Origin of the sequence: Pseudalkalibacillus sp. Hm43 (assembly GCF_051842935.1) — a bacterium.
Taxonomy (GTDB): Bacteria; Bacillota; Bacilli; order Bacillales; family Fictibacillaceae; genus Pseudalkalibacillus.
Genome location: NZ_JBPXRR010000001.1, coordinates 2,785,250 through 2,797,704, shown reverse-complemented (window position 1 = coordinate 2,797,704; position 12,455 = coordinate 2,785,250). Strand labels below are relative to the sequence as shown.

Here is a 12,455-nt window from a genome sequence, read left to right as displayed (position 1 = left end):
AGGAGTTTTACTATTAATAGATGAATTATTGATAGTAAACCAATTATTATTTAGGAAGGTTGTTTCTTATGGATAAAAACATTTTAGTTACTGGTAGTCATAGAAGTGGAAGCACATTTGTTGGCAAAATGTTATCAATTAACCATGATATAGGATACGTTTCTGAACCATTTAACTACAATTTTGGGATAAAAGGAGTCGAAAATTGGTTTCCTTATGTTGATCACCTGACGATTAACCAAGATAAATACAAGAGAATGGTAAACGATTTATTAAATGGTAAGGCCAAATACAAAAAAAATAAAAGTAATAGTTCGAATATTAAATCTAATATTCGGAAGCTAATTGGGTCGAAATCATCTTTACAGTATAAGGCACATTTTATAAATCCAAAAGTAAAAAGATTGTTAATTAAGGATCCAATAGCATGTTTTATGAGTGAATGGTTACACAGAGAATTTGATATGGATGTAATAATTTTGGTGAGGCATCCTGCAGCTTTCATTAGTAGCTTAAAGAGATTAAATTGGAGATTTGATTTTAATCATTTTACCAAACAAGAAATTTTATATGAAAAGTATCTTAATGTTTTCTTAGAATATAGGGATCTCGACAATCTAACCATTTTAGAAGAAGGATGTTTATTATGGAATAGTTTATATGGGGTATTACTGCAATATCTTGAAAACAATCCTTCAATGATATGTATGACACACGAACAAATTTCTGAAAATCCGATAGATAGTTTCACATATTTATATCAATTAGCCGACCTTGATTTTAATAAAAAAGTTGAGAGAACTATAAAAGATTACACTGGATTTTCGAACCCTTCAGATCCAACAAGTAATAAAGTTCATGTATTAAAAAGAAATAGTGCTAAAAATACAAAACGGTGGAAACAAAACTTATCAGCTGAAGAAATTAGCTATATAAAAGATCGTACAAATACTTTATCCAAAAACTTTTATAAAGAGGATGATTGGTAAGTTGAACGTCTTTTTAATTAATCAATAGAAAAATTATTAATCGAGATTCTAAAGGATATAAGATTTATTGGATTCCTACTTTACTATAGAGAAAATTTAATTAGTGTATTTTTCTTATGGAGATTTTATAAATAATTTAATGCATTAACATAATTATATCGGATTTTTATACTACAGTATATTTATAAGTGGTGAATTATTAACATTGGAGAAGACTAATAGAAGGGGGTACATCACCATGAAGGAATTAACACACCTCGATCAACTCGAGGCTGAAGCAATCTATATTATACGAGAAGTAGCTGCAGAATGTGAAAATCCGGTTATGCTCTATTCAATCGGTAAGGACAGCTCTGTTATGCTGCACCTTGCTATGAAAGCTTTCTATCCTGAAAAACCACCGTTTCCATTCATGCATATCAACACCACATGGAAGTTCAAGGAAATGATTGAGTTCCGAGATCTTAGAGCCAAGGAACTTGGAATTGAAATGATTGAACATATTAATCAAGAAGGTGTCGAACAAGGAATCAACCCGTTCGAGCATGGTTCAGCATATACGGATATAATGAAAACGCAAGCATTGAAGGAAGCATTAGATAAATATGGGTTCACGGCTGCTTTTGGTGGAGGCCGACGAGATGAAGAGAAATCACGTGCGAAAGAGCGTGTTTTCTCCTTCCGTAACAAAAACCATGCTTGGGATCCGAAGAACCAGAAACCAGAAATGTGGAAGCTGTATAACACACGAATCAATAAAGGGGAAAGCATGCGTGTCTTCCCACTTTCAAACTGGACAGAAAAAGATATTTGGCAATATATTCGCAGAGAAAATATTGATATTGTACCTTTATATTTTGCAAAAGAAAGACCGGTTGTCTACCGTGATGGGAACATCGTAATGGTCGATGATGACCGTATGCAATTAGAGCCGGATGAAAAGGTGGAAATGAAGAAAGTCCGTTTCCGTACATTAGGCTGTTACCCTCTTACTGGCGGAGTAGAATCTGAAGCAGATACTTTAGATGAAATTATTGAAGAGACGCTTGGAGCGGTTTCATCAGAGCGTACAAGTCGTGTCATTGACCAAGAGGCCGCTGCCAGCATGGAAAGACGTAAGCGAGAGGGGTATTTCTAAAATGAAAGGTCTATTGAAATTTATTACATGTGGAAGCGTGGACGACGGAAAATCAACTCTGATTGGACACATGCTTTATGATGCAAAGCTATTGTTTGCAGATCAAGAAAAAGCGTTAGAACTAGATAGTAAAGTTGGTAGTCGTGGTGGTGAAATCGATTATTCCCTTCTTCTCGATGGCTTAATGGCAGAGAGAGAACAAGGTATTACAATTGATGTTGCGTATCGCTATTTTACAACCGATAACCGTTCCTTTATTGTTGCCGATACGCCTGGACATGAAGAATATACACGTAATATGGCGGTCGGTGCATCTTTTGCTGATCTAGCTATTATTCTTGTGGATGCGACAAAGGGTGTCATCACTCAAACGAAACGTCATGCGCGTATTTGTTCCTTAATGGGAATTCGACACCTCGTCTTAGCAGTCAACAAAATGGACTTGATTGATTTTGACCAAAATCGATTTGAAGAAATCAAAAAAGACTTCATGCAAATGACACATGGTTTTAACTTGGAAAGCATTCAAGTCATTCCTGTTTCAGCTACTGAAGGAGATAACATCACGAAAAAATCAGAAAATACGCTTTGGTATAAAGACCTACCACTTTTACCGTATTTAGAGAATGTAGATGTTACGAAAGAGAATGAACAAGATCATTTTGTCATGCCGGTTCAACGCGTAAGTCGACCGAACCATTCATTCCGAGGATTCCAGGGACAAGTTGAGGCTGGAACCGTTTCTGTGGGAGATGAAGTCATTACTCTACCTAGTAATGAAAGAGCAAAAGTAAAAAGCCTCTTGGTAGGTGATCAAGAATCCGATAAGGGTGTTAATGGACAGCCGGTTACCGTTCAGCTAGACCGTGAAGTTGATGTTTCTCGAGGAAACGTACTAACTACTTCTGAGAATATTAACGTAACGGACATGTTTACGGCAACGATTCTTTGGATGGATGATACCAAGCTCGTTCCTGGTAGAAACTATTTGGTGAAAGTCGGCACCAAGGTTCTACCTGGTACGGTGATGTCAATTAAACATAAGATTGATATCAATACTGGAAAACAAGTTCCCGCTGAACAAGTATATAAAAACGAATTGGTTGAATGTGATATTTCATTATCTGAGAACATGGTATTTGATAAATTCGAAAATAATGAAGCACTCGGTGGACTGATCTTAATTGATCGAGTCACGAATATGACTTCTGCGTGTGGGGTTATTGAGCATGATCTTCGTCGCTCTACGAATGTCAAATGGCAAGAGACAGACATCACAAGAGAAATCCGTTCACAACAAAAAGGTCAAAAACCTTTGACACTTTGGTTTACAGGACTTTCGGGATCAGGTAAATCAACCCTTGCGAATGCAGTTGAAAAACGATTGGTATCCATGGGTCATCACACAATGCTTTTGGATGGCGACAATGTACGTCATGGATTGAACAAAAACCTTGGATTCAAAGAAAATGACCGAGTGGAAAACATCCGTCGTATTTCCGAAGTTGCTAAATTGATGAATGATGCAGGACTGATTACTTTGACTTCATTTATCTCTCCTTATGAAAGTGATCGTCAAAACGCACGAGAAATCATTGGAGAAGAATATGTTGAAATTTATGTGAGTACTCCGCTTGAAGAGTGTGAAAAGCGCGATGTGAAAGGTTTGTATAAGAAAGCACGTGCAGGAGAAATCCCGAACTTCACAGGTATTTCTAGCCCGTATGAAACACCTGTCGATCCAGAAATTGAAATCGATACAAGCCGATATTCATTAGATGAAGCAACTGACTATGTTGTCGATCAAATCATGAAGTATCTTGACTAAAATTTGTAAAGCTACTATCAGTTTTTGGTAGTAGCTTTTTTACAGGATTGGAAGGAACGACTTTCCCATGTCATTAGAAATGATTTTTGTATTAGTCGTGATTATTGGCATGTTTGTGGCCCTACTCCTTGAGTTGGCTCGTCCAGACATGATTGTTTTCTCAGTGTTGGTAATCTTTTTAATTACAGGGCTGTTAACCCCTGAAGAGGCTCTTAAAGGTTTTTCGAATGAGGGGATGTTGACGGTAGCCTTATTATTCATAGTGGCTGGAGCGGTCCAAAAGCATGGCATCATTAATCAAATCATGCAGAAATGGTTGAATAAAAGCAAAAGTTTTAAAGGTTCGATGCTTCGATTTTTTGTACCACTTCCATTTTTTTCAGCCTTTTTAAACAATACCCCAATTGTCGTTACCTTTACGCCGATACTGAAAAATTGGTGTGAAGAGCGTGGGATAGCCCCTTCTAAAATCTTAATTCCCTTATCGTATGTAACGATTTTGGGAGGCACAATTACCTTAATGGGGACTTCCACAAACCTGGTTGTACATGGTTTGCTGATTAGTTATGGCGTAGAAGGTTTTACACTGTTCCAACTTGCTATAGTCGGAATTCCCATAACGATCATTGGTTTCATCTATTTGTTTACTGTAGGGTACCGGATCCTGCCTGATCATCTAGGATTCCGCAAACAAGTTTTAGCGGATTCAAGGGAATATATTGCAGAGATGATCGTGCATCCGGACTTTGCCTATTTGAATCAATCGGTCCAAAAAGCAGGTTTAAGAGATTTGAAAGGTCTATATTTGATTGAAATTATCCGTAAGCAAGAGAGGATCTCCCCAGTACGATCAACCACAATAATTCAATCAGGAGATCGCTTGATTTTTACCGGGTTAATTTCAACTATTGCGGATCTGCAAAATATCAAAGGGTTATCCCTTGAAACGGGCTCTGATCTTGAGTTAGATGATTTGAAAAATGGGGATGTCCAATTGGTAGAAGCGGTTGTATCCCATCAGTCCTCATTGTTAACAAAGTCGATTAAGCAATCACAGTTCCGCTCAAAATTTGATGCTGGTGTCATTGCTGTACACCGTAATAATGAACGGATTAAGAGCAAGATTGGTGAGATCGTACTTCGTCCAGGGGATACATTGTTACTCCTTGCTGGCTCAGATTTTATACGGAAGTACCAACAATCCAGTGACTTTTATGTCGTATCTTCTCTCGACACACCTTCCAAATTACATGAAGATGGAAGGAAAGGCTGGTTTAACATTGGATTATTAATAGCAATGATTCTTCTTGTAACTTTCGGGGTTTTAACTATGTTCAAAGCTATGGCTTTGGCCGTATTCATATTGATTATAACGAAAATGATTACACCAGAGGAAGCCAAGAAATATATCCAGTTTGATGTCCTTTTGTTGATTGCAAGTGCCTTTGGAGTTGGAGCAGCTATGAAGGAAAGCGGATTGGCGGCATTTATGGCGAAAGGAATGCTTGCATTTGGAGAGCCGTTAGGAATTTTTGTTGTTCTTTTACTTGTCTATGTTTTGACGAATTTATTTACTGAATTGATTACGAATAGTGCAGCCGCGGTCTTGATGCTACCAATTGGATTAGAAATTGCTTCATCTCTAGATGTATCCTATATGGGGTTTGCAGTCATTATTGCAATTGCAGCTTCAGCTAGTTTCATTACACCGATTGGCTATCAAACGAACTTGATCGTGTACGGACCTGGTGGTTATACGTTTAAAGATTATGTAAAAGTAGGAACACCATTAAGTATTTTAGTTATGATTGTATCTGTAATGATTGTACGATTGGTCTGGTTCTAAGGAATAAAAAATTTGGTGAAAAGGCGGTTTTGAAGTGAAGGATTTGAATCTGTTTGACTTGTTTAGGACCTCATTAGAGGCTGGAAAGGAAATTTTAGACGTTTACGCACAAGATTTTGAAGTAGAGTTTAAAGAAGATGAATCTCCATTGACGCAAGCTGATCAACAAGCACATGAGTCGATTATGAAAGGTTTAAAAGCGATTGACCCTGACATTCCAGTATTAAGTGAAGAAGGAAGAGCTATTCCATATGAGGAACGACGTGAATGGAGTCGTTTTTGGCTCGTAGATCCATTAGATGGAACGAAGGAGTTCATTAAGAAAAATGGTGAATTTACTGTAAATATTGCACTAATTGAAGGGGAATACCCATCCATAGGTATTATATATGCACCGGCATTGGATGTGTTTTATTTTGGGTGTGTGGGTGAAGGTTCATTTAAGCTTGAGAATGCTTCCAAAACAGAAGTCCGAGATGAAAGAGATCTAATTTCGAAAAGTACACGGTTACCGGAAATAAAAGATCGGCAAGTGACACGAGTTGTTGCAAGCCGTTCACATATGTCAGAGGAAACAGAAGCGTTCATTAAGGAATTAGAAGCGAAACATGGAGAAGTTGAAGTAGTCTCATCTGGAAGTTCCTTGAAGTTTTGCTTAGTTGCAGAAGGAAAAGCTGACTATTATCCTCGATATGCCCCTACTATGGAGTGGGATACTGGAGCAGGACAAGCCATTGTTGAAGCTGCTGGAGGGACAGTATCAAGGTATGAAGACAACCAACGATTCTACTATAACCGCGAAGATCTATTGAATGGATGGTTTTTGGTAACAACTTAACATCGTAATCTATCAATATATTCCCCCGCTAAAAGATTCTTTGCGGGGGATATTTATTGTTGTAAAATGTTTGTATTGTTCATGATGTTCTTTTAAATAAATTTAAAACTTACATCAAAATGTAGTTATGAGGGAGAGTGATTCGATGTGAAAGGAATAATACTGGCTGGAGGAAGTGGAACTCGTTTATATCCTCTGACAATGGTAACTAGTAAACAGCTCCTACCAATCTATGACAAGCCCATGATTTATTACCCACTTTCAACATTAATGCTTGCAGGCATAAAAGATATTTTAATTATATCTACGCCGGAGGACACTCCTCGCTTTGAATCTTTGTTGGGGGATGGCGCTCAATTCGGAATTAATCTTGAGTATAAAGTCCAGCCTAGCCCAGATGGACTCGCTCAAGCTTTTTTAATTGGTGAAGAATTTATCGGGGAAGATTCTGTTGCCATGATATTAGGTGATAATATTTATTATGGTAGTGGGATGAGAAAAATCCTTCAGCAAGCAGCGAAGAAAGAAAAAGGTGCTACTGTGTTTGGTTACCATGTCCAGAATCCAGAACGGTTTGGTGTCGTTGAATTTGGTGATGATGGTGAAGTAATTAGTATTGAAGAAAAGCCGAAAACACCTAAATCAAATTATGCTGTAACCGGTTTATATTTTTATGACCAACGTGTAGTAGATATTGCAAAAAACGTAAAACCTTCTGTGCGTGGAGAATTAGAAATAACTTCTATTAATGAAGCTTATTTAGCGACTGGAGAATTGGATGTTGAACTGTTAGGTCGTGGGTTTACTTGGTTAGATACAGGTACACATGAAAGTTTAGTAGCAGCTACGAACTTTGTTCAAACCGTAGAAGAACATCAAGGGATTAAAATTGCAGCTCCGGAAGAAGTCGCTTACATAAATGGATGGATCGGCGTAGAACAATTAATGGAATCCGGAGAATTATTTTCAAAAACAGGGTATGGTCAATATCTATTAAAAGTTGCCAATGGGGAAATCAAATACTAATTTGGAGAGGTGAAATATGAATATTATTAAAACGAATTTAGAAGGCGTGTTAATCATCGAACCCAAAGTATTTGGTGATCATCGAGGTTGGTTTATGGAAACCTATAGTGACCAAAAGTTAAAAGAGTATGGTGTTCATTTAAATTTTGTTCAGGATAATCATTCTTTTTCAGCATCCAAAGGTACATTACGAGGATTGCATTATCAATTAGATCCAAAAGCACAAACGAAACTAGTACGATGTACAAAGGGCTCTATTTTTGATGTTGCAGTAGACATCCGTAAAGAAAGTCCAACATATGGTCAGTGGATCGGTATTGAGCTCACAGCAGAGAATAAAAAACAATTATTAGTACCAAAAGGGTTCGCACATGCATTCTTAACCTTAACGGATGATGTGGAAGTTCAATACAAAGTAGATGAACTGTATTCTCCAGATCATGATCGCGGAATCAAGTGGAATGATCCTAAGATTGGAATAGAATGGCCTGCCGATTTAACACCAATTCTATCTGAAAAAGATCAAAATGCACCATCTTTGGAAGGGGCAGACAATAACTTTACATATAGAGCTAAGTTATGAAAATTCTAGTTACCGGAGCGAATGGACAGCTTGGATACGATGTGGTTCAAGAAGGCATAAAATTAGGTGTAAAAATGCTTGGAGTCGGTAGAGAAGATTTTGATATAACTTTAGAACAAGATGTTCATAAATTTATAAAAAAAGAAAACCCTGATGCAATTATCCATTGTGCAGCTTACACAGCAGTAGATCATGCTGAAGATGATCAAGATACATGCTGGAAAGTAAATGTAGAGGGTACAAAAAACTTAGCTGCAGCAGCTAAAGAAGTAAATGCAAAATTCATGTATATAAGTACAGATTATGTTTTTGACGGCATGGGTAGTGAGCCATTTAAAGAAACAGACACCCCTAAACCGGTAGGTTACTATGGTTTAACGAAATATGATGGAGAAAAGGTCGTCCAAGAATTATTAGATCAATGGTTTATCGTTCGTATTTCTTGGGTGTTTGGTATCAATGGACATAATTTTATTAAAACGATGCTACGGTTATCAGAAACGAGGAATCAACTCAACGTAGTGGGCGACCAATATGGTTCTCCAACATATACATTTGATTTATCCAAACTAATACTAGATATGATCGTCACGGAGAAATATGGAATCTATCATGCTTCCAATGAAGGATTCTGTACATGGGCTGAATTTGCGAATGAAATTTTCAAACAAGCAGACAAAAATGTAACAGTAAATGCTATATCAACAGAAGAGTACCCTACTCGTGCGGTAAGGCCAAAGAACTCTCGTATGTCAAAGCAAAAGCTTGTTCAAAATGGATTTGAGCCTTTACCATATTGGAAACACGCTTTGACACATTATTTAAATGAAATATCCGAAGAGGTGGAATAGATGGGGAAAAAGATTCTTGTTACAGGCGGTGCCGGTTTTATCGGCGGTAATTTTGTGCACTATATGCTAGGTAAATATCCCCAATATGATATCTATAATTTAGATTTATTAACCTATGCAGGTGACTTAATTAAACATAAACATGTGGAAGAAAAGGATAACTATCAGTTTATTAAAGCAGATATTGCGGACCGTAAAGAGATAATATCGCTTTTTGAGAAAGAACAATTTGATTATGTGGTTCATTTCGCAGCGGAAAGCCATGTGGATCGATCCATCACAGATCCAGGAGTTTTTATTAACACAAATGTGGTCGGCACCCAAGTGTTGTTAGATGCGGCAAAGTCTGTGCAAGTTACGAAATTCGTTCATGTATCCACGGATGAAGTATATGGAGAACTGGATTTTGATCCTTCAACATTCTTTACAGAAGAAACCCCACTGCAACCTAATAGCCCATATAGTGCAAGTAAAGCATCATCTGATTTACTAGTTCGAGCCTATCATGAGACCTATGGCTTACCTGTTAATATTACACGTTGTTCAAATAACTATGGCCCTTATCATTTTCCGGAAAAACTCATTCCCTTAACGATTTCTCGTGTTCTTAAGGAACAAAAAGTACCCGTATATGGAGATGGTCAAAATATTCGGGACTGGTTACATGTGGAAGATCATTGTGCTGCAATTGACTTAGTACTTCATGAGGGAGTTAACGGAGAAGTATATAACGTTGGTGGGCATAACGAGAAAACAAATTTAGAAGTTGTAAAAGCTATCATCAATACCTTGGGGAAATCGGAAACTTTGATTGAATTTGTTACCGATCGTCTAGGGCATGACAAGCGGTATGCCATTGATCCTACTAAAATAGAAAAATTAGGGTGGAGACCTACCTATACATTTGAGAGTGGCATCGCCCAAACCATCGAGTGGTATTTAGATCATCAGGATTGGTGGGAGCAAATTTTAAGTGGTGAATATCAAAAATATTTTGATACGCACTCCACATTGTAAGAGTAGAAGAATTTTTGAAAGCGTTTGGCGAGGAAGCAAAACATCACTTTTGCTTCCTCGTTATTTTTGTTTTTGAGAGGACTAATGTACTAATTGCCTGCACTACTATTAAAAGATTGGGAGATAAAACCGATTCTTAAGAAGAAGGATTTAAATAGTGTAAATGAAAAGGTGAATGTATGCTTACCAGTATAGTCATATTGACTTATAACCAACTCGAATATACAAAACTATGTATTGATAGTATTAGAAGATATACTAAGCCTGGAACTTATGAAATGATTATTGTTGATAATCATTCAACAGATGGTACTCCTGAGTGGCTACATGAACAAGATGATTTGAAAGTCATTTATAATTCTGTAAATGAAGGGTTTCCAAAAGGCTGTAATCAAGGAATAGAAATTTCAAATGGTGACAATATACTGCTTTTAAACAATGACACAATTGTTACCTATAAATGGCTTGAAAATCTAACTGATTGTTTATACAGCTCAGATAATATTGGAGCGGTGGGCCCTGTTACCAACAACTGTTCTTACTATCAGGCTATTAAGGTCAATTATAATGATATAGATCAGATGCAAACATTTGCTCGTAATTATAATCAACAAAATTGCGATTGGGAAGAACGAATTAAACTGATTGGTTTCTGTCTATTATTCAAGAAGGAATTGGTTCATAAAATTGGCTATCTAGATGAAAGGTATACTCCTGGAAACTTCGAGGATGATGATTATTCCTATCGAATAAAGCAATGCGGATATAAGCTAATGTTAGTGAGAAATACATTTATCCACCATTTTGGAAGTATTTCATGGAAAGACGATCCTTATCAATATACGGAACTAATGACAATCAATGCGAAGAAGTTCTATGATAAATGGGGATTCGAAGCCTCTTACCCTAGTATGATGCGTATAGATCTAATTAAATTGTTAGATGAGAAAGATTCCTTTTCAGGTAAAATCCTGCAGTATGGCTGTGGCAGTGGTGCTACACTTTTGTCCTTAGAAAAAGCTTTCCCTCATTCTACCATTGAAGCTTATGATACTAGACAAAACAGTGTGCTCCTCTCGGTGATGGATAAGGTCTATGACCATACAAATTTACCATTAGAGAATACTTACGATTATATAGTGGCGGATACTTATAATACCGAAGTGGATCTATGCAAAATCATAAGCGAGTGTAAGGCTTATTTGAAAACCAATGGTAAATTAATAATAAGTCTAAATACTTCTTATCATGATGAAACTGTGGAAGAGGTAATGAATGGTTTTGAGTTATCAGGTTATCAAGAGCTAGATTATGATACGGATCACAAGATCAACCATTATTTCGTCGGATACAAAAGTGAAAAACCACAGGTAGGTGAATCTCGAACTGACAAAATTAGTCAAATGGTTGAGAAACTCAAAAAATACAATCCAGAACAAATCATACATTATATTGGCACCTTACCTACCAACACCCAAATATCTGTATTAAATGTCATTGCTGAATCCAATTTTGAAAAAAGCAATCATGATAATGTTCTTCCATTCCTCCAATATGCACATCAATTAAATCCGATAAATGAGGAGACCATAGTCAATTTGGTAAATGTGTATAAGAGCATGGGAGAAAATGACCTTGCTCAACAATATTCAGAAATGCTGACGAATAACATTAATCAACATAAAGATAACCGTCTCTTCCTAATCATGTCATTACATAGGTCTGGATCAAGTGCGACCGCCGGAGTAATGCATCAATTAGGAGTTTCTATGGGAGATAATCTATTAGGTCCAGCTCAAGATAATCCGAAAGGCTTTTTTGAAGAGCGAAGTTATGTATTATTGAATGACAAGCTGCTGAATTCCATTTCAAAAAGCTGGGACAATCCACCAAGTAGACATGAAGCGACTCATATTACTCCAAACTTTAAAGAGTTGGCAAACCTCCTTAATACTCAGAAAAGGGAATTCTGGGGATTGAAGGATCCAAGAACACTTTTAACATTTGATATTTGGAAACCGTTATTTGAAAAGGTGGCTAACATAACCTATATCTTTGTTCATCGTCCATTTGAAGAGTCTGTAAAGTCGATTTCCAAAAGGAATAATGTTCCGCTTTCGCAGTCTGTAAAGATACTATCGCCATACCTTGAAAATTATTATTACTACAGGGACCAGTTGTACAGTGAAAACGCTGATGTGATAGAGGTAGAATTCAATGATCTATTAACGGATCCAAGTCAATTTGTAGCGGAAATCAATCAAAGAATGGGTGAATCTCCATTATGTAATATGGAGAAGGTTGAGGATTTTTTAGATTTGAAACTTAAGAACTTTTGA

The 12,455-nt window shown here is 36.8% G+C and carries 10 protein-coding genes; all 10 read left to right on the top strand.

The genetic code is table 11. The annotated features are described in order from the left end of the window. Nucleotides 1–68: 68 nt before the first annotated feature. The gene (locus ACSVDE_RS14615; RefSeq protein ID WP_439301599.1) at nucleotides 69–989 is read left to right on the top strand and encodes a sulfotransferase; all 921 of its coding nucleotides are present in this window, start codon (nucleotides 69–71) and stop codon (nucleotides 987–989) included. 238 nt (nucleotides 990–1,227) lie between these two features. After that, on the top strand, nucleotides 1,228–2,127 hold the full coding sequence (gene cysD, locus ACSVDE_RS14610) for a sulfate adenylyltransferase subunit CysD (protein WP_439301598.1): 900 nt from the start codon (nucleotides 1,228–1,230) through the stop codon (nucleotides 2,125–2,127). Nucleotide 2,128: 1 nt separating this feature from the next. Beyond that, nucleotides 2,129–3,955 carry an adenylyl-sulfate kinase gene (gene cysC / locus ACSVDE_RS14605; RefSeq protein WP_439301597.1) on the top strand — a complete coding sequence of 609 codons (1,827 nt, stop codon included), beginning with the start codon at nucleotides 2,129–2,131 and terminating at the stop codon, nucleotides 3,953–3,955. Between the two features lie 67 nt (nucleotides 3,956–4,022). Then, nucleotides 4,023–5,801, top strand: a complete 1,779-nt coding sequence (locus ACSVDE_RS14600; protein ID WP_439301596.1) for an SLC13 family permease — start codon at nucleotides 4,023–4,025, stop codon at nucleotides 5,799–5,801. Nucleotides 5,802–5,835: 34 nt separating this feature from the next. Further along, a complete protein-coding gene (gene cysQ / locus ACSVDE_RS14595) occupies nucleotides 5,836–6,639 on the top strand; it encodes a 3'(2'),5'-bisphosphate nucleotidase CysQ (protein WP_439301595.1) in 804 nt (267 codons plus the stop codon). A 147-nt stretch (nucleotides 6,640–6,786) separates the two neighbouring features. Next, the gene (gene rfbA / locus ACSVDE_RS14590) at nucleotides 6,787–7,665 is read left to right on the top strand and encodes a glucose-1-phosphate thymidylyltransferase RfbA (RefSeq protein WP_439301594.1); all 879 of its coding nucleotides are present in this window, start codon (nucleotides 6,787–6,789) and stop codon (nucleotides 7,663–7,665) included. Nucleotides 7,666–7,681: 16 nt separating this feature from the next. Beyond that, nucleotides 7,682–8,248: a dTDP-4-dehydrorhamnose 3,5-epimerase gene (rfbC, locus tag ACSVDE_RS14585; RefSeq protein ID WP_439301593.1), complete on the top strand. Its 567-nt coding sequence runs from the start codon at nucleotides 7,682–7,684 to the stop codon at nucleotides 8,246–8,248. Next, nucleotides 8,245–9,099, top strand: coding sequence for a dTDP-4-dehydrorhamnose reductase (rfbD, locus tag ACSVDE_RS14580; protein WP_439301592.1), 855 nt, complete (start codon nucleotides 8,245–8,247; stop codon nucleotides 9,097–9,099). The genes rfbC and rfbD overlap by 4 nt, the downstream gene beginning before the upstream one ends. Next, a complete protein-coding gene (rfbB, locus tag ACSVDE_RS14575; protein WP_439301591.1) occupies nucleotides 9,100–10,116 on the top strand; it encodes a dTDP-glucose 4,6-dehydratase in 1,017 nt (338 codons plus the stop codon). 179 nt (nucleotides 10,117–10,295) lie between these two features. Continuing rightward, on the top strand, nucleotides 10,296–12,455 hold the full coding sequence (locus tag ACSVDE_RS14570; RefSeq protein ID WP_439301590.1) for a glycosyltransferase: 2,160 nt from the start codon (nucleotides 10,296–10,298) through the stop codon (nucleotides 12,453–12,455).